This is a genomic window from Microtetraspora sp. AC03309 (genome assembly GCF_020826795.1).
GTDB lineage: Bacteria > Actinomycetota > Actinomycetes > Streptosporangiales > Streptosporangiaceae > Microtetraspora > Microtetraspora glauca.
The window spans coordinates 13,932-32,209 of record NZ_JADDIL010000030.1 but is presented as its reverse complement, the minus strand read 5'-3'; the positions used below and the strand labels follow the sequence as shown (position 1 = coordinate 32,209).

12 protein-coding genes and 1 pseudogene are annotated in these 18,278 nt (G+C 70.3%); 9 read left to right on the top strand and 4 right to left on the bottom strand.

What is annotated here, in order from left to right:
- Nucleotides 1-154: 154 nt before the first annotated feature.
- Nucleotides 155-2,107, top strand: a complete 1,953-nt coding sequence (locus IMZ11_RS46260; RefSeq protein WP_228643372.1) for a VanW family protein — start codon at nt 155-157, stop codon at nt 2,105-2,107.
- Between the two features lie 145 nt (nt 2,108-2,252).
- On the opposite strand, the gene IMZ11_RS19260 is transcribed toward IMZ11_RS46260, so the two are convergent.
- Entirely contained in the window at nt 2,253-3,380 is a 1,128-nt protein-coding gene (locus IMZ11_RS19260) for a sorbosone dehydrogenase family protein (RefSeq protein WP_374462376.1), read from the bottom strand.
- A gap of 63 nt (nt 3,381-3,443) precedes the next feature.
- On the opposite strand from IMZ11_RS19260, the gene IMZ11_RS19255 reads away from it, so the two are divergent.
- The 5 genes and pseudogenes from IMZ11_RS19255 (at nt 3,444) to ilvC (ending at nt 10,756) form a co-directional block, all read left to right on the top strand.
- On the top strand, nt 3,444-4,352 hold the full coding sequence (locus tag IMZ11_RS19255) for a 2-hydroxyacid dehydrogenase (RefSeq protein WP_228643368.1): 909 nt from the start codon (nt 3,444-3,446) through the stop codon (nt 4,350-4,352).
- Nucleotides 4,353-4,533: 181 nt separating this feature from the next.
- Nucleotides 4,534-7,167, top strand: coding sequence for a bifunctional diguanylate cyclase/phosphodiesterase (locus IMZ11_RS19250; RefSeq protein ID WP_228643366.1), 2,634 nt, complete (start codon nt 4,534-4,536; stop codon nt 7,165-7,167).
- A 275-nt stretch (nt 7,168-7,442) separates the two neighbouring features.
- A pseudogene (locus IMZ11_RS19245) lies at nt 7,443-9,209 on the top strand (acetolactate synthase large subunit); the annotation flags it as partial.
- Complete coding sequence (ilvN, locus tag IMZ11_RS19240) at nt 9,209-9,733, top strand: acetolactate synthase small subunit (protein WP_228643362.1); 525 nt, start codon at nt 9,209-9,211, stop codon at nt 9,731-9,733. The pseudogene IMZ11_RS19245 and the gene ilvN, both read left to right, overlap by 1 nt.
- 36 nt (nt 9,734-9,769) lie before the next feature.
- A complete protein-coding gene (ilvC, locus tag IMZ11_RS19235; RefSeq protein WP_228643477.1) occupies nt 9,770-10,756 on the top strand; it encodes a ketol-acid reductoisomerase in 987 nt (328 codons plus the stop codon).
- 153 nt (nt 10,757-10,909) lie between these two features.
- Here the strand turns inward: ilvC and dacB are convergent, their stop codons facing one another.
- The 3 genes from dacB to IMZ11_RS19220 all read right to left on the bottom strand — a co-directional run bounded on the left by dacB (nt 10,910) and on the right by IMZ11_RS19220 (nt 14,134).
- Entirely contained in the window at nt 10,910-12,436 is a 1,527-nt protein-coding gene (gene dacB, locus IMZ11_RS19230) for a D-alanyl-D-alanine carboxypeptidase/D-alanyl-D-alanine-endopeptidase (protein WP_228643360.1), read from the bottom strand.
- 179 nt (nt 12,437-12,615) lie between these two features.
- Nucleotides 12,616-13,155 (bottom strand): DUF1707 and FHA domain-containing protein, encoded by a 540-nt coding sequence (locus IMZ11_RS19225; protein WP_228643358.1) that lies wholly within the window; start codon nt 13,153-13,155, stop codon nt 12,616-12,618.
- Between the two features lie 79 nt (nt 13,156-13,234).
- Nucleotides 13,235-14,134 carry a CAP domain-containing protein gene (locus tag IMZ11_RS19220; RefSeq protein WP_228643356.1) on the bottom strand — a complete coding sequence of 300 codons (900 nt, stop codon included), beginning with the start codon at nt 14,132-14,134 and terminating at the stop codon, nt 13,235-13,237.
- A 224-nt stretch (nt 14,135-14,358) separates the two neighbouring features.
- Between IMZ11_RS19220 and IMZ11_RS19215 the strand changes: the two genes are divergently transcribed.
- Genes IMZ11_RS19215 through IMZ11_RS19205 form a run of 3 tightly spaced genes read left to right on the top strand, consistent with a single transcriptional unit; the run spans nt 14,359 to nt 18,250 of the window.
- A complete protein-coding gene (locus tag IMZ11_RS19215) occupies nt 14,359-14,874 on the top strand; it encodes a PadR family transcriptional regulator (protein ID WP_228643354.1) in 516 nt (171 codons plus the stop codon).
- Nucleotides 14,871-15,611: an ABC transporter ATP-binding protein gene (locus IMZ11_RS19210; RefSeq protein WP_308066820.1), complete on the top strand. Its 741-nt coding sequence runs from the start codon at nt 14,871-14,873 to the stop codon at nt 15,609-15,611. Before IMZ11_RS19215 ends, IMZ11_RS19210 begins: the two co-directional genes overlap by 4 nt.
- Nucleotides 15,608-18,250: an FtsX-like permease family protein gene (locus IMZ11_RS19205; RefSeq protein WP_228643351.1), complete on the top strand. Its 2,643-nt coding sequence runs from the start codon at nt 15,608-15,610 to the stop codon at nt 18,248-18,250. Before IMZ11_RS19210 ends, IMZ11_RS19205 begins: the two co-directional genes overlap by 4 nt.
- The last annotated feature ends 28 nt before the right edge of the window (nt 18,251-18,278 follow it).

Here is an 18,278-nt window from a genome sequence, read left to right as displayed (position 1 = left end):
GGGCGACGAGGAAGATCACCGCCTCAGGGGCACCCCGAGCCGCCGAGCTCTGCAAAGCCAAAAGCCTTGTGTCGCCTGATTTCCGGCATATCCAGAAGGGGGTGCTTTAGGGTTAACTGAGCGGAGATGCCCCTGAGCCGGAGGAGACTTAGGCGTGCGGAACGCGGAAGCGTCCATCGACCCGCCGACGGATGCGTTCGCGGCGGGATCTCCGCCTGATTCGCCCAGGAAGCATCCCGTACGGCCCGCTTCGGGGGCATTGCCCCCGGGAGTCTCCGCCGACATTCTCGGCGCCGGGCACCTGGCGTCTCCCGCCTCCACGGGGCAGGGACCGAACGTGCTGCCGCCCGCCGCGCCTCCGGCGGTCGAACCCTGGCCGGTGGCCGATCGCCAAGCCCGCCAGGAACCGCCACCTGTCATCGAGCCGGAGCCGGAGCCGCGCGGACGACTCCTCAGGTTCGGCCTGCCGGTGCTGCTCGTGCTGGCGCTGCTCGCCTATCTGGTGCCCGCCGCGGTCATGGCGGGCCGGGTCCTGCCCGGCACCACGGTGCTGGGCGTCGACATCGGGGGCCAGACGGAGGCGGAGGCCGTACGGACCCTGCAGAAGAGGCTGTCCGGCCTGGCGCGCACTCCGGTGATCGTGAAGCAGGGCATGGAGCGTGCCTCGGTGAACCCCGAACAGGCCGGTCTCTCCCTCGACGCGGAGGCGACGGTCCGGCAGGTGTCGGAGGGGTTCCCGGGTCCCACCGCGGTCTGGAAGGCCCTGACGAGCGGCCACGAGATCCCCCCGAAGGTCACGGTCGACAAGGCGAGGCTGGAGGTCGCCGTGGCCAGGAACGTGACGGCGGTCTTCGCCACTTCCGCCCAGGAGGGCGACGTCGACTTCCGTGGGCTGACGCCGGTCCCGACCTATCCGCGGGCCGGACGAGCGATCGATCACGCCAAGGTCGCCGCCGACATCCAGCGGGCGTATCTCAGTCCCGACGCGATGGTGGAGGTCACCACGCGGACCGACGAACCGCTGGTGAGCCGGGCGGAGGTGCGGCGCGCGCTCGCGTGGGCCAAACGCGCCGTCGCCGGACCGATCACCGTGACGAGCGGGACGGGTTCGGTGCGGATCTCGCCGGAGCTCCTCGCGGCGAATCTCACGTTCACCGCGGACGGGCAGCACGACCTGCGGCCCGTCTTCGACGCGGCGGAGGCACTGGCCGGCCTTGAGGACCGGCTCATGGACCCCCGGCAGCTGCCCCGCGACGCCACGTTCACGGTCACCGGAGGCAAGCCCACCCTCGTGCGAGCGAAGGCCGGTCACGTGCTGGACACCGAGCGCCTGTCGGAGGACGTCGTCAAGGCGATCACCTCGGGAAGCCGTACGGCCCGGGTCCACCTGACCGCCGGGCGGCCGGCCGTGACCGATGACGAGGCACAGCGGATGGGCATCACCGAGGAGGTGGGCCGATTCACCACCGAGTTCGCGTGCTGCCTGCCGCGCGTCACCAACATCAAGACTGTGGCGCGTGCACTCGACGGCCATCTGGTCGCGCCGGGGGAGACGTTCTCGCTCAACCAGTTCATCGGGCGCAGGGAGCCGTCCGCGGGATACGTCGGCGGAGCGGCCTCCACGCTGATCCGCGGAAAGGCCGGAGCCGACGTGGCGGGCATCTCGCAGTTCGCGACCACGATGTTCAACGCCGCCATGCGCGCCGGCATGGAGGACGTGGAGCACACTCCGTACGACCACTACATCCGGCAGTACCCCCTGGGCATGGAGGCGGCGATCTCCTATCCCGGCCCGGATCTGCAGTGGAAGAACGACTCGCCCTACGGGGTGCTGGTGCGGACCTCCGCCGGCGACACCGCGGTGACCGTCGAGCTCTGGAGCACCAAGCGGTTCGAGGTCGAGCTCACCGATCCGGTGCGTACCCGGCAGGTCAACCCCACGGTCCGTACGGCGAGCGGTCCGGGGTGCGTGCCCGTGATCGGCCAGGCGGGCTTCACGGTCGAGGTCACCCGGACGTTGCGCCAGGGTGACAAGGTGGCGAGCCGCCAGACGTTCACGACCACCTACGAGCCCGAGGCGTCGGTCATCTGCGCCTCGAATGACTGAGACGCGTTCGACGCTCGGCTGGAGAACCCCAGCCGAAGCCCTCGACGATCACCTACCACCGCTCCGACGAGGCAGCGTTGCGACGACCCCTTGAACCCAAGCTCTGTGCCTCGGGTTCTGTGCCTCTGACGGGCTGAGACGCGTCTCAGCGGACCGGCACCACCAGGACGCGGTCGTCACCGGGACGCGGAGAGCCGCGACCGTCCCTGTTGCTGGTGCCCATCCACAGGCTCCCGCCGGGCGCCGTGGTGATCGCCCTCAGCCTGCCGTACTCCCTGGTGAAGCGGGCGACCGGCCGGCGGACGGCGCCGTCCTCGGAGAGGGGGATCTGCCACAGCCGCTGCCCGCGCAGCGCCACCGCCCACAACGAGCCGCCCGCGTACGCGAGGCCGGACGGTGACGCCTCTGCGGGGCGCCAGGTGAGCAGCGGGTCGGTGAACCGGCCCTTGCCGCCGAAGCCCTCGACCACCGGCCAGCCGTAGTTGTGGCCCTTCTCGATCAGGTTGAGCTCGTCCCAGGTGTCCTGGCCGAACTCGGTGGCGTACATGCGTCCCCGGGGGTCCCAGGCCATGCCCTGGACGTTGCGGTGGCCGTAGGTCCACACGAGCGTCCCGAACGGGTTTCCGGGCGCGGGCCGGCCATCGGCGGTCATGCGCAGGATCTTGCCGCCGAGAGAGTCCTTGTCCTGGGCGAGCCCTTCCTGGCCGGTCTCACCGGTGGAGGCGTACAGGTAGCCGTCGGGGCCGAACTCCAGCCGCCCGCCGTTGTGGATGCCCCCCTTCGGGATGCCGGTCACGATCGGGGTGGGGGCGGAGAGGCCGCCGTCGTAGCGATACCGGACCACCCGGTTGTCGTCGTTCGCCGTGAAATAGACGAAGACGAAATGATCGGTGGAGTACGCCGGGGAGACGGCCACGCCGAGCAGGCCGCCCTCGCCCTGGGCGGACACTCCGTCGATCACGCCCACCTCGCTGCTTCGCCCCTGGGGCGTGACCCTGAGCAGTCGGGCCGAATCCCGCTCGGTGATCAGCGCGTCCCCTCCGGGCAGGAACGCGATCGCCCACGGCACCGCCAGCCCCTCGACCAGCGTCCGCGGCGTGCCCGGCGGTCGTGTCGGCGTCGTCCCCACCGGAGGCTCCGGGGCGGGCCCGCCTCCAGCCACGCCTCCAGCCACGCCTCCCGCCCCGCCTGCTGACCCGTCTCTCGTCTCCGTCGCCGGAGCGCATCCCAACAGCGCGGCGGCCAGCAGCACCGCCAGTCCCGTACGGCCCATCATCGCGACCTCCTCCGTACCCATAGTGGTGCCCGGAACGACGGGTTCCTTTAGGTTGGTCCCGTGAAGATCTGGGTCGCGACGGAGGACATCGCCGACGGGCTGGCCGGCCTGCCGGGACTGGAGTGCGTGGTTTACGACGGCACCGGACCGTTGCCCGCCGGGATCGACGAGGTGGAGGTCTGGGTCCCACCACTCGTGCCGGCGGCGGACACCCCCGGCCTGATGGCGAGGATGTCCGCGCTCCGCCTGATCCAGACCGTGACCGCCGGCGTGGACCCGTACCGGCCGTACCTGGCCGACCACGTGACCCTGTGCAACGCCCGGGGCGTCCACGACGCGGGGACCGCCGAATGGGCCGTGGGCGCGATGATCGCGGTGCTGCGGGACTTCCCCGAGTTCGCCGCCGCCCAGGCCCGCGGCACCTGGGCGCGTCACTACACCGGGGTACTGGCCGACGCGACCGTCCTCATCGTCGGGTACGGCTCGATCGGCGAGGCACTGGAACGCCGCCTGTCCGGATTCGAGGTGGAGATCGTCCGGGTCGCCAGGACCGCGCGAGGCGACGTGCACGGCCAGGACGAGCTGCCCGACCTGCTGCCGGACGCGGACGTCGTCGTGCTGCTCGTTCCGGCCACGGCCGACACGGCGGGCATGGTCGACGCCCGGTTCCTCGCCCGCATGAAGGACGGCGCGGTGTTGGTGAACGCCGCGCGCGGCTCCGTCGTGGACACCGACGCGCTCCTCGCCGAACTGCAGAAGGAGCGGCTGCGTGCCGCACTCGACGTCACCGCCCCGGAACCGCTCCCTCGGGACCACCCGCTGTGGACCGCGCCCGGCGTCTTCATCACCCCGCATGTGGCGGGTAGCACCCCCGCGTCCGTACGCCGGACCCGGAAGCTGATCCATGACCAGATCGCGCGGTACATGTCCGGCGAACCCCTTAAAAACGTCATCACAGGGCTCTACTGACCCGCGAAGGATTCCGGAAAGTGGCTGCCCCGTGACCTGTGGTCCGTACGGTGAGCACATCGCGCAGCTGGTTATCGGATCGGTGACGACTCGGCGGTTGTCGTCGCGCCGATCGAATGTCCTGCGCAAACTGGCCTCGTGACAGGGAGAGCTAAGCCGAGTCGATGGCGGGAGGGACTGCGTGATCCGCAGGCGTGACCCCAGGGTCCCGCTCGCCGCCGCGTCCGGGCTCGGCGCGGCGGCGATCGCGGGCGTCCTCATCGCCGGAGGCGCGTCCTCGGTGGTGGTCGCGGTGGCGGGGGTCGTCACCGGGCTGTTCGCCGTGATCTCGCTCGTGCTGGCCGCCACGCGGGTCGCGCCGGGACAGCGGCGGCGGGCCGCGGCCTGGCGCTGGCTGGAGGCGGGTTCCGTGACCTGGCTGGTCGGCATCGGGCTGCGACCGGTCGCCGACGGCACGCCCTACGTGCTGACCTTCGCCGACCTGCTGCTCCTCGTCAGCTCGTTACTTCTGATGATCGGGTGTGGTTTCACGGCCAAACCCCCTCCGTACAGCAGGGGTGTGGTCAGACAGGCCACGGACGCCTTCCTCGCCGCCGCGTCGATCTTCACGGTGGCCTGGGTGTGGTTCCTCGGGCCGATCTTCCTCGAAGTGGACGGCGCCACCACGATCCTCTCCACGCTGGCGCTGCCCGTCGTCTGCCTGCTGACCGCCTGCGCCGTGGCACCCGCCGTCATCGCGTCCAGGTCCGCCGACCGGTCGGTCGGCCTGGCGGGGGTCGGCGTGCTCGGCGCGATCACGGTCGCGGAGTTCGCGACGGCCGTCGCCAGGCTGGACGGCGACACGCCGCCGCTGGCCGTGACCCTGGTGGCCCCCGCCGCGTTCCTGATCCTCGCCGCCGCTCCATGGGTGGAGGCGCGTCCGCGACGGCGGCCGCTGCCCGCCGTCGTGACGGCCGTCATCCCTCTCCTCCTCGTCGCCGTCGCCACGGTGGCCGTGGCGTTCCACGCGTACACCGGCGGCCGGGACCAGGTCCTTCCCGGCCTCTGCGTCGCCATCGTCCTCGTGCTCATCGGACGGCTGCTCCTGCTCCTGATCGAGGCGGCGGGGATGCGCCGTCTGGTGGACGTCGGAGAGCGGCAACTGCGCCGGCTCGCCGAGAACACCGGGGACGTCGTGCTGCTGTGTGACCACGACGGCGAGATGCGCGAGATCGGCTCCAGCGTCCAGACGACGTTCGGCTACCGTCCCGCCGACCTCGTCGGCCGTCCCCTGGTCGACTACCTCCACCCCGAGGACGTGCCCGGCGTCCAGGCGCTGCTCCGGCGGCTCGACAACGACGGCGACGCCCTGGAACGCCACGAGACCTGCCGGGTCGCCTGCCGGGTCCGCGCGTCGGACGGCACCTGGCGGCCCACCGAGTCGGTCGCCACCCGGCACCTGCGTAAAGAGGACCTCGTCCTGGTCACGGTCCGCGACGTCAGCGACCAGGTGGCCCTGCGCAACCAGGTGACCCACCTCACCTTCCACGACGGGATCACCGGGCTGCCCAACCGGGCGTACTTCGAGGAGCGTGCCCGGGAGGTCCTCGCCCGGCCGAACGGCGGCCGCACCGCCGTGATCTTCCTGGACCTCGACGGGTTCACCGGGGTCAACGACTCCGTCGGCCATGCCAGCGGCGACTACCTTCTCGGCCAGGCGGCCCGCCGGTTGCGCGCCGCCGTACGCGCCGACGACACGCTGGCCCGATGGGGCGGCGACGAGTTCGCCGTGCTGGTCGGGGGCGGCGCCTCCAGCAGCACGGACGCCCAGACCGCGATCGACCTGGCCGAGCGGCTCGTCCGCGCGGTCTCCTCCGAGCCGTTCCGCGTCGCCGACCGGGACATGCCGCTGACCGCCAGCGTCGGCGTCGCCTTCGCCGAGGACGGCGTGCCCGCCGGAGACCTCCTGCGGAACGCCGACGTCGCGATGTCCCGGGCCAAGGAACTGGGCGGGCGGCGAGTCGAGGTCTTCGCCGCGCACATGCACGCCGACGTCGTACGCCGCCTCGAACTCGCGGCCGATCTGCAGCGCGCCCTCCAGGAGAAGCAGTTCGCCGTCGAGTACCAGCCCGTCGTCGACCTCGCGACCTCGCGGGTCACCGCCGTCGAGGCGCTCGTCCGGTGGTGGCGCGGCAGCACGTTCGTACCGCCCGAGCAGTTCCTCGGCCCCGCCGAGGACACCGGGCTGATCGTGCCGCTGAGCGAGTGGATACTCAAAGAGGCCTGCCGCGAGGTGGCCGGCTGGCGCGAGTCCTCCTGGGACATCGGCCTCTCCCTCAACCTGTCGGCGCGGCAGATCACCGCACCGCGGTTCGTGGAGACGGTCTCCGAGGCGCTGGCCGAGAGCGGGCTGCCCGCCAGCGCGCTCACGCTCGAGGTCATCGAGGAGATGCTCGTCGAAGACGCCGAGGACACTGTGGCCAAGCTGTCGGAGCTGCGCGCTCTCGGGGTACGGCTCGCGATCGACGACTTCGGCACCGGCTACGCCTCGCTGGCCTTCCTCCGCCAACTCCCGGTAGACATGATCAAAATCGATCCGTCGTTCGTCTCAGGGCTCGGACGTGACGAGACTCTCACCCTCCTCACCCGCACCATCGTGCGACTCGGCCACGACCTCGGTCTGATCGTCGTCGCCGAGGGCATCGAACGCCCGGAGCAGCTCGAACTGCTGCGTGAGATGGGCTGCACGCGAGGCCAGGGATACCTCGTCGCACGGCCCATGGCCGCACGTGGAGTCGACCACCTGATGCGCACCACCCTCCAGAACACCGCGTAGTCCGGCCTCGCCGTGCTTGATTGCCGCGCCTCCGGCGCGGCGGGCCCGGGGTACGGGCAGCCGGTACGGAGCGGGGAAGTTGATCTCATATAGTGAGACCGGTGTCCGAGATAATTTGACGAGGGGCGCGTGGATCGGACATCGTGTAGCCATGCATCGCAGTGGGATCCTCGTAGTACTTCGCAGGCGCGCGGCCTGACGAAGCACTAGGTCCTGCGCGCGCCCCAGATCCGCATCGGCGGACGGGGCATTTTTTATGCCAGCAGACAGACAGCTCAGCCACAAGGAACGAGCCGATGACCGAACAGATGACAGGTGCCCAGGCCCTCGTGAGGGCGCTGGAGCACGTCGGGGTCGACACGGTGTTCGGGATCCCGGGCGGTGCCATCCTCCCGGCCTATGATCCCCTCTACGACTCGACCAAGGTCCGGCACGTGCTTGTACGGCACGAGCAGGGCGCCGGCCACGCGGCCGAGGGATACGCCCAGGCCACCGGCAAGGTGGGGGTCTGCATGGCGACCAGTGGTCCGGGTGCGACGAACCTGGTCACCGCCATCGCGGACGCGTACATGGACTCGGTGCCGATCGTCGCGATCACCGGGCAGGTGGCGACGCCTCTGATCGGCACGGACGCCTTCCAGGAAGCGGACATCTCCGGCATCACGATGCCGATCACGAAGCACAACTTCCTGGTCACCGAGGCCGCCGACATTCCCCGGACGATCGCGGAGGCGTTCCACATCGCCTCGACGGGGCGGCCCGGCCCGGTCCTGGTCGACATCGCCAAGGACGCGATGCAGGACACCATGACGTTCTCGTGGCCGCCGGTCCTGCAGCTGCCCGGATACCGTCCGGTCACCCGTCCGCACTCGAAGCAGATCCGCGAGGCGGCCCGGCTGATCGTGGAGTCCAAGCGACCCGTCCTCTACGTCGGCGGCGGCGTGCACAAGGCGGGCGCGGCCCCCGAACTGCTGCGGCTGGCCGAGCTGACCGGCATCCCGGTCGTCACGACGCTGATGGCACGCGGCACCTTCCCCGACAGCCACCGCCAGCACATGGGCATGCCCGGCATGCACGGCAGCGTGTCGGCCGTCGGAGCGCTTCAGCGGTCCGACCTGCTCATCGCGCTCGGCACCCGCTTCGACGACCGCGTGACCGGCGATCTGTCCAGCTTCGCGCCGCACGCCAAGGTCGTCCACGCCGACATCGACCCGGCGGAGATCTCCAAGAACCGCCACGCGGACGTGCCGATCGTGGGCGACTGCCGCGAGGTCATCAGCGACCTGATCGCGGCGATCGAGCATGAGCACGCCGACGGTCGCAAGGGCGACTTCGACGAGTGGTGGACCCTGCTCGACGGCTACCGGCGGACCTACCCCCTGGGTTACGAGGAGTTCGCCGACGGCTCCCTCGCTCCGCAGTACGTCATCGAGCGGCTGAGCGCCATCGTCGGCCCCGACGCGTACTACACGGCGGGCGTCGGCCAGCACCAGATGTGGGCGGCGCAGTTCGTCGGGTACGAGAACCCGGGGACGTTCATCAACTCCGGCGGCGCGGGCACGATGGGGTTCGCGGTCCCGGCCGCGATGGGCGCCAAGATGGGGCGGCCCGAGTCCACCGTGTGGGCGATCGACGGCGACGGCTGCTTCCAGATGACCAACCAGGAGCTGGCCACCTGCGCGATCGAGGGTGTGCCGATCAAGGTGGCCGTCATCAACAACGGTAATCTCGGCATGGTTCGCCAGTGGCAGACGCTGTTCTACAACCAGCGGTACTCCAACACGAACCTGCAGACGGTCCGGAGGATCCCGGACTTCGTCAAGCTGGCCGAGGCGTACGGTTGTGTTGGTCTGCGCTGCGAACGACCGGAGGACGTCGACGCCACGATCCGCAAGGCCATGGAGATCAACGATGTTCCCGTGGTGGTCGACTTCGTCGTCCACCAGGACGCGATGGTCTGGCCGATGGTCGCCGCCGGCACCAGCAACGACGACATCAAGTACGCCCGAGACATGGCGCCGAAGTGGGAGAACGAGGACTGATGAGCAGGCACACGCTGTCGGTGCTGGTCGAGAACAAGCCCGGTGTGCTGGCCAGGGTCGCCAGCCTGTTCTCCCGGCGAGGCTTCAACATCGACTCGCTGGCCGTCGGGCCCACAGAGCACGACGACATCTCCCGGATGACCATCGTGGTCAGCGTGGAAGAACTCCCGCTGGAGCAGGTCACCAAGCAGCTCAACAAGCTGGTGAACGTCCTCAAGATCGTGGAGCTGGACACCGCCCAGTCGGTGCAGCGCGAGCTGATGCTGATCAAGGTGAGGGCGGACGCGGACAGCAGGTCGCACGTCCTCGAACTGGTCAACCTGTTCCGCGCGCGGTGTGTCGACGTGGCGCCGGACGCGGTGACCATCGAGGTCACCGGCACGGTGGACAAGCTGGAGGCGTTCGTGCGGGTTCTGGAGCCCCACGGCATCAAGGAGCTCGTGCAGTCCGGCATGGTGGCCATCGGCCGCGGTGCCCGCTCCATCACCGATCGCTCGCTTCGTGCGCTGGACCGCACCGCGTAGCCGAATAAATCACTGAAAGGCAAGCAAGTGACTGAGATCTTCTACGATGACGACGCCGACCTGTCGATCATCCAGGGACGGCACGTGGCCGTGCTCGGCTACGGCAGCCAGGGCCACGCCCACGCGCTGAGCCTACGCGACTCCGGTGTGGACGTGCGCGTCGGTCTGCCCGAGGGCTCCAAGAGCCGGGAGAAGGCCGAGGCCGACGGGCTGCGCGTGCTCTCGCCGTCGGAGGCCGTCGAAGAGGCCGATCTCACCATGATCCTGGCGCCGGACCACATCCAGCGTCACCTCTACGCCGAGCACGTGGCGCCGAACCTCGTCGAGGGTGACGCCCTGTTCTTCGGCCACGGTCTCAACATCCGGTACGGCCTCATCGAGGCCCCGGAGGGTGTGGACGTCGCCATGGTCGCCCCGAAGGGTCCGGGTCACCTGGTCCGCCGCCAGTTCTCGGCCGGCCGCGGCGTGCCCTGTCTCGTCGCCGTCGAGAAGGACGCGACCGGCAACGCCTGGCCGCTCGTCCTGTCGTACGCCAAGGGCATCGGCGGCACCCGCGCCGGCGCGCTGAAGACGACCTTCACCGAGGAGACCGAGACCGACCTGTTCGGCGAGCAGGCCGTCCTCTGCGGTGGCGTCTCCGAGCTGATCAAGGCGGGCTTCGAGACCCTGATCGAGGCGGGCTACCAGCCCGAGGTCGCGTACTTCGAGTGCCTGCACGAGATGAAGCTGATCGTCGACCTCATGTACGAGGGCGGCATCTCCAAGATGTACTGGTCGGTGTCCGACACCGCCGAGTACGGCGGCTACAGCCGCGGCCCGCGCGTCGTCAACGCGGAGACCAAGAAGGAGATGCGCCGCATCCTGGACGAGATCCAGGACGGCCGCTTCGCCCGCGAGCTGGTCGAGGAGTTCGACTCGGGCCAGGGCAACTTCAACAAGTACCGCGAGGAGCTCGCCGGCCACCCGATCGAGCAGACCGGTGCCAAGCTCCGTCCGATGATGAGCTGGCTCAAGTCCCAGTAGTTCGGATCACACGAATCGGCGCCGCCCCCGTCGACGGGGACGGCGCCGATTCGCGTTCTCGTACGGCCGGGCCGGCCTTCAGCCTCCCGCGCGGCTCAGCGGCGCTGTCCGCGTCTCATCGGGCCGGGCGAGGCCGTACGCGTCCCGAGTGGTTCAGCACTGCACCGGCTTGCGCCAGGAGCATTCGAGGTCGTCGCCCTGCGGTATCTCGGCCGGTGTCTCGGCCGGTGTCTCGGCACGGAGCGTCCCGGCCGCCGCGTCCACCGGGGCGGATCGGGTGAACTGGGCGAGCCTGACCGCGATCCGGTCCTCCAGATCCCTGGGGGCTCCGGAGAGGTAGCCGTTGGTCAGGATCGAGAAGACCAGTGGTTCGCCGTCCGCGCTCGTCACGTAGCCCGACAGCGCGGTGACGCTGGTCAGCGAACCGGTCTTGGCGTGCACGTTCCCGGCGGCCGGGGTGCCGCGCATGCGGCTGCGCAGGGTGCCGCCGACGAGCCGGTCCGCCTGCCCGGCGATGGGCAGCGAGTCGTACCAGGCCGGGAACCACGGCTTGCCCTTCGCGGCGATGAGCAGTGACGTGATGCCCGACGGCGTGAGCCCGTCCACCCTGGACAGGCCGGAGCCGTCACGGAGTCTCAGCGTCTCCACGCCGTTCGCCCTGGCGAAGGCCGTGGTCACCGCGAGCCCGGCGGACCAGGTGCCCTCGCCGGAGACCTTTCGGCCCATCGCCTTGGTGAGGATCTCGGCGTGCATGTTGTTGCTCAGCTTCATGAACGGGGTCAGCAGCTGGCTGAGCGGCATGGACTCGCGGGTGGCCAGCGTCTTCGCCCCGGAGGGGGTGGCCTCGCGGACGGTCGAGCCGATGACGCGTACGCCGTGGGCGGCCAGCCCCTTACGGAAGAGGGAGGCCGCGTAGAGGGACGGGTCCCACACCGCCACCCACTCGTCGTACTGGTCGGCCACGGTCCCGGTGATCACGACGGTGTTCCCGCCGTGCTGCCGCTCGACCAGCACGTCGGTGTCGTCTCCGGTCACCGCCTTGTTGACGATCTTCACGTAGTCGGTGTCGGGGGTCGTCGTCACCTTGGCCGGCTTGCCCGGCCCGTCGCCGGGCGCGACCGACACGACGACCGAGCCCGCGTCGTAGTCGGTGTCGGGCGAGGCCGTCAGCGCGGAGATCTGGCCCGCGTAGTAGTACGGCTCGTCGTCCCACGTCCAGTCAGTGCCGAGCCGTACGTCGTCGAACCAGGTGTCGTCGACGGCCAGCCGCCCGGTGACGACCTTGACGCCGGACGCGGCCACCTTGGCGGCGAGCGCGTCGTAGTCGGCGGCGAGCATGGTCGGGTCGCCGGTGCCCCTGAGGTAGAGGTCCCTTCCCTTGGAGAGCACCTCCGTGCTGAACCGGTAGTCCGCGCCCAGCGTCTCCATCGCGGCGGCGGAGGTGAGCAGCTTGGTGTTGGAGGCGGGGGCGAACAGCTTGCCCGAGTCGAGGGTGTACAGCTCCTCGCCGGTGGTGGCGTTGCGCACGACCACGCCCGCACGCGCCATCGTGAGCCGGGAGTCGCTGAGGATCTGGTCGATGTCGTGGATCAGGTCGCTGACGCCGGGGGCGGGGTCGAGCGCGTGGGCGGGGATTCCCGAGCCCGCGACCCCGGTGATCAGCACCGCGGAGGCCAGCATGATCGAGGTTCGTCGTGATAAGCGCACAGTCGCTCCAGCATGAATGGGCTTTCCGCGATCATGAGGAACCATCGCACTGGCATCAATACGGAAATATGCGTATATGGAGGCTGCCGGGCGGACGCACGCGTCCCAGACGTTCGTCGGACCTGTGGGTCCCGCTGAGCGTCGGGCGGGCGTCAGGCGGGGCTGGTCACCAGGAACACGCAGTCGCCGAAGGCGATCTCGTCACCCGGACGCACCCGCGCCGATCCGACCAGCCGCCAGCCGTTCAGCCGGGTGCCGTTCAGCGACCCCAGATCGACCAGGAGCCACGACTCCTGCTCGCGGCGCAGCTCGGCGTGCACGCGGGAGACCGTCACGTCCGACAACACCAGGTCGCAGGCGGAGCCACGGCCGACGACGTAACGAATCCGGCTGTCGGCGGGGAGGGCCAGCCGGGGCAGCCGGGGACGGCGCCAGGCGGCCTCGATCCTGGTGGTGAGGTCCGACACCGAGGAGACGGCCTCGGTGATGCGCCGGCGCCAGCGCCCGCGATGCGGCAGGTCGGAGATGAGATCGTCGAGCTCGCCCGTGCTGCGCGCGCGCAGCGCCATGTCGACGCGCCCGACGAAGGTCTCCATGGAGAGCCGCCCCTCGGCGGCGCGGTCGCGGAGCTCGCTGAGCGCGCGCTCGCGGTCCCCGTCGGATGCGCGAACCGGAGGGTGCGTCGAGCTCATGTCAGGAGTATCCGCCGGGGAAACATGGGGTGTCCAGCCGACCGGCACATTCCTCGCTGTTTGGGATTACTCGAACCTGTCAGCCCTTGGCGAAGTCCTGGGTCCAGTACGGCCCGCCCGCCGCGGCGTGGCCGACGCCGATGTGCGTGTAGGCGCAGTTCAGCATGTTCTGCCGGTGTCCGGGGCTGTCCATCCACCCCTGCACCACGGCCGCCGCGGTCGGATAGCCCTTGGCGATGTTCTCCGCCGCGGCGGTGAAGGAGAACCCGGTCGCCTTGATGCGGTCGCTGAAGCTGCGACCGTCCTGGGAGGTGTGGCTGAAGTATCCCTTGGCGGACATGTCGGCCGAGTGTCCGACGGCCGCGGCGCGCAGCTTGGCGTCATGCGTGAGCGCGCCGCAGCCCGCCTTCGCCCGCTCGGCGTTGGTCAACCGTACGACCTCGTTCTCGAGCTCGGTGCCCACGCTCGAACCGCCGGAGCTCGAACCGCCGGAGCTCGAACCGCCGGAGCTCGAACCGCCGGAGCTCGAACCGCCGGAGCCCGAACCGCTGGAACCGGTGCCGCCGGAACCGTCCGGGGCGGTGGTCTCGCAGGTCAGGCGGACCTTCGTGGATTTTGAGATGTGCCCGTGGGTGTCCGCGACGATGGTGAAGAACGTGCCCGGAACGCAGGTGAGGCTCGTGGCGATCCTGCCGTTGCGCACGATGGTGGAGCCGCTCTTCACGATCCGGTCCGGTCCGGGCAGCACCCTGACGATCCGGACGCGGACGCGGGCCCGCTCGGCGCAGCCGGTCCGCGTCGCCACCGCGCGAATCTGCCTGCTCTGCGTGACCTGCGGCTTCGCCGCGACGACGCGACACCTGGCCTGCGTGGCGGTCTGAGCGGCGGCCTGCGTGGTCGCTGCGTTCGCGGGAACGGCGGGCATGACGATCGCCGCCGCGCTTCCGAGACCAAGGATGGTCAGAGCGGTTGTGCGCACGAATCCTCCAGTGTTGGGGGTAACGAGCTGGATGGATTCAGCATTATGGACGCCCTTGAAGGCGCTATGCCCAGGAAACGGATGTTTTCTTTGGTATTTGACCTAGCGCGAAGCTAGTCGCTTTGGTCCGATTTTCGCTGGTCACGGCGATGTGGATCGGTCCCGTTCTGCGGCCGGAAAATCGAAGTTGCCGAGGGCATACTGAGTATGCATACTCAGTATTCATGACGATCCGGCACGGCCTGCTGGCATTGCTCACCCAGGGCCCTCGGTACGGGTACCAGCTACGCGCGGAGTTCGAAGCGTCCACAGGGGCGACCTGGCCGCTCAACATCGGCCAGGTCTACACGACGCTGTCGCGCATGGAACGGGACGGGCTGGTCGCCCCCGGTGAGCAGGACGAACAGGGCCGCATGGTCTACGCCATCACCGAGAAGGGGCGGGCCGAGCTCGAACGGTGGTTCGCCACACCGGTGGCCCAGGCCGACCGGCCCCGTGACGAGCTGGTCATCAAGCTCGCCATGGCCATCACCGCCCCGGGCGTCGACGTGGCGCGGGTCGTGCAGGCCCAGCGTTCCGCGACCATGCGGACCCTGCAGGAGCTCACGCGGGCCAAGCGCGGCGCGGGCGCCGCCCAGCGGCTCGTCCTCGATTCCATGATCTTCCAGGCCGAGGCGGAGCAACGCTGGCTCGCGCACTGCGAAGCCGTCCTCGCCGCATCCCCCAAGGAGGGCATGTGACAACACGCGATCCAGATCCCGATCCGGGCACGGCCGCCGCCCCCGTGGCGCGGCTCGTCGAGGTGACCCGCCTGCACGGCGACGGCGCCGGCGCCGTGCACGCGCTGAAAGGGGTGAGCCTCGACGTCGCCGCCGGAGAGCTGGTCGCGGTGATGGGACCGTCCGGATCGGGCAAATCCACCCTCCTCAACCTCGCCGGCGGCCTCGACCGGCCGTCATCGGGACACGTCCAGGTCGAAGGCGTCGAGCTCGGAGGGTTGTCGGCCGCCGGGCTGGCCGCGTTGCGCAGGCGGAACGTGGGCTACGTGTTCCAGGACCTCAACCTCATCCCGTCGCTGACCGCCGCGGAGAACGTCATGCTTCCCCGCGAGCTGGACGGAGTCCGTACGGCGAGGGCGCGCGAGGAGGCCCTGGCCGTGCTCGGCGAGGTCGGCGCGGGCGATGTGGCGGACCGTTTCCCGGACGAGATGTCCGGCGGCCAGCGCCAGCGGGTGGCCATCGCCCGGGCGCTCGTGGGGGAGCGGCGGCTGCTCCTCGCCGACGAGCCGACCGGCGCGGTCGACACCTTCGTGGGGGACGAGATCCTGCGGCTTCTCCGCGCGAAGGCGGACGCCGGCGCGGCCGTCCTCGTCGTCACCCACGAGCCCAGGTACGCCGCCTGGGCCGACCGGGTGGTGTTCCTGAAGGACGGAGAGATCGTCGACTCCGCGGCTGCGGGGCTGGTGAGCGCCCGATGAGCTCGCTTCGCGCCGCGTTACGCATCGCTCGCCGCGACGCCTGGCGGGCGAAAGGCCGCAGCCTGCTCATCATGATCATGATCGGCCTCCCCGTGCTCGCCTTCACCGTCGCCAGTACCTACACGGCGACGCAGGATCTCGATCCGCTTGAGCGGAGCGGCTGGGATCTGGGCTCCGCCGCCGCGTTGGTGACCGACACCGGGATGGCCGGTCCCATCAGGCAGTACCCCATGCAATCCTCATGGTTCACCGGGCCCAACTTCACCGGGCCCGGCCTCGCCGGGCCCGATGAACGGCCTCCGATGACGGAAGCCGAGATCGAGGCCGTGCTCGGCCCGGGTGCCCGCGTGATCCCGTCCCGCCAGGTGAGCGAGGAGTACCAGGAGCGCGACGGCTACAGGGCCGCGGTGGTCCGCGAGGTGGACGCGCGCGATCCCATCACGCGGGGCATGTTCCACCTGCTCGTCGGCAGGTTTCCGCAGGCGGGCGACGAAGTGGCGGTGAGCGACCGGATCGGAGCGGCGGTGGGGAGCACGCTGCGCGTCACCAGGAACGGCGTCGCGAAACGCGTGGTCGGTGTCGTGGCTGACCCTCCGGCCTCGGTCGGGCATGGCGTCCGCCAGATCATCGCCCTTCCCGGGACGGTTCCGGTCCGCAGGAATCCTGATCTCGAACGCGGCTGGCTCGTCGAGTCACGGGAGCCCTTCACCTGGGACCGAGTGCTCCAGATGAACCAGAAGGGGCTCAGCGTGCTGTCCAGAGCCGTTCTCGACGATCCGCCGCCGATCGGTGACGGGCTGGATGGCGCGATCGTGGATCCCAGCGTCAGGTGGAACGCCGTGCAGACGGTGACGCTGGTCACGGCGATCCTGGTGATCGAAGTCGTCCTGCTCGCCGGTCCGGCCTTCGCGGTGGGGCTCCGGCGGCGACGCAGGGAGCTGGCCCTGATCGCCGCCCAGGGTGGTTCGACCCGCCAGCTGAAGCTCATCGTGATCTCTGACGGCCTGGTCCTGGGGACGGGCGCCTCCGTGGTCGGCGCGGTCCTGGGTGTGGGCGTCGCCCGCGCCGTCGTCACCGTTCTCGGCCAGTGGCCCGATGGAGAGCTGGGGCCGTTCGAGGTGCCGCTCGGCCAGATCGCCCTGGTCGTCGCGCTCGGCACGCTGAGCGGGCTGGCCGCCGCCGTCGTGCCCGCCGTACAGGCGGCTCGCTGGGACGTGGCCACGGCCCTGGCCGACCGGCGCGACACGCGTCGTGACCGTGCCGGGCGGCCCCTGCTGGGGGCGATCCTCGTCGTGGCGGGCCTCGCCGCCCTTACGTACGGCGTCTGGAACGCGGAGAACGCCATCCTCGCCGGGGCGCTGCTCGGCCAACTCGGCCTCGTGCTCGTCACGCCCTGGGTGATCAGCCGGATCGGTCCCCTGGCACGGCGTCTTCCGCTGCCGCTCCGGCTGGCCGTCCGTGACGGTGCCCGCAACCGGGGACGTACGGCTCCCGCCGTCGTGGCGGTCATGGCCGCCACCGCCGCGTTCAGCATGGTCTCCGTCGTGATGGCCAGTGACGTCGTCCGGTGGGAGCAGACCTATCGATACTCGTTCGCACCGGGCACGACCGCCGTCTACGGCGCCGATGTCACCGAGGAGTCGTGGCGCGCGATTCGGCCCATCGTGGCGAAGACGCTGCCGGGGGTGCCGCTGGTCGAGGCCCTCCGTCCCGTCGACGAGAAGGGGGAATCGTTGTCCGTGCAGCTGACGGACCAGGGGTGTCACGAATGCCATGTGTCGAAGGGCTCGTTGGATGAGCTGCCATCGGGCGGCCCGGACCTGTTGCGCTACGTCCTGGGTCGTACGGACCCGGCGGCGGAGGCGGCCCTGGCCGCGGGCCGGGCCGTCGTGTTCAACCCCGCGGCGGTCCGGAACGACGAGGTCCGGCTCCACCTGTTCTCCAGGAACATGAGCCCGGACGCGGGATCGGTCCGGATGTCCCTGCCCGCGACGATCGTGAAGGTCGACGGTCCCACGGAGGTCGCGGGGGTGGCTCCGGCATCCGCGTTCACGTCGCGCGGGTACGCGGTGAAGCTCTCCCATCTCCTCGTCGATCCCCGGATCAAGCGGCTCAGCCCGGCGGAGGAGCAACGACTGAGCGCTCCCGTGCGGGCGGTGACGTCGAGGGTGGCGGTCACGGTGGAGCGTGGCCCGCGCGTGGAGATCGGCCGGCGACTGCTGGTGTTCGTGATCGCGACGGCAGTGATCGTGTTCGGTGCGACCTTCACCGCGACGGCTCTCGCCGCCGCGGACTCGCGTAGGGACCTGGACACGCTTTCCGCGACGGGGGCGCCGCCCCGGACCCGCCGGGCGGTGGTCGCGGGGCAGGCGGCCCTCATCGCCGGTCTCGGCGTGCCGGTGGGCCTGCTCGCCGGCCTGCCGCCCGGTGCCGCTCTCGCCATGCGGACCGTCATCCAGTTCCATGACCTGCCTCCCGACACGGCGCTCAACGGGTATCGCCTGCCGTCCCCGGAGATCGCGATCGCCATCCCCTGGCTGACGCTCGTGGCTGGGGCGGTGGGGCTGCCACTGGTGGCCGCCCTCGTGGCCGGGCTGTTCACCCGTACCCGGGTAAGGCTTTCGCGCCGGGTGGCATAAGTCCTGGCATGTCGCGACTTGCCCGCCA

What these genes read in the sequence shown, in the direction of transcription:
- IMZ11_RS19205 (WP_228643351.1), top strand. Translation starts at nt 15,608, where the DNA reads ATGAGCTCGCTTCGCGCCGCGTTACGCATCGCTCGCCGCGACGCCTGG.
- ilvN (WP_228643362.1), top strand. Translation starts at nt 9,209, where the DNA reads ATGAGCAGGCACACGCTGTCGGTGCTGGTCGAGAACAAGCCCGGTGTG.
- IMZ11_RS19225 (WP_228643358.1), bottom strand. Translation starts at nt 13,155, where the DNA reads ATGAGCTCGACGCACCCTCCGGTTCGCGCATCCGACGGGGACCGCGAG.
- dacB (WP_228643360.1), bottom strand. Translation starts at nt 12,436, where the DNA reads ATGCTGGCCTCCGCGGTGCTGATCACCGGGGTCGCGGGCTCGGGAATC.
- IMZ11_RS19215 (WP_228643354.1), top strand. Translation starts at nt 14,359, where the DNA reads ATGACGATCCGGCACGGCCTGCTGGCATTGCTCACCCAGGGCCCTCGG.
- IMZ11_RS19260 (WP_374462376.1), bottom strand. Translation starts at nt 3,380, where the DNA reads ATGGGCCGTACGGGACTGGCGGTGCTGCTGGCCGCCGCGCTGTTGGGA.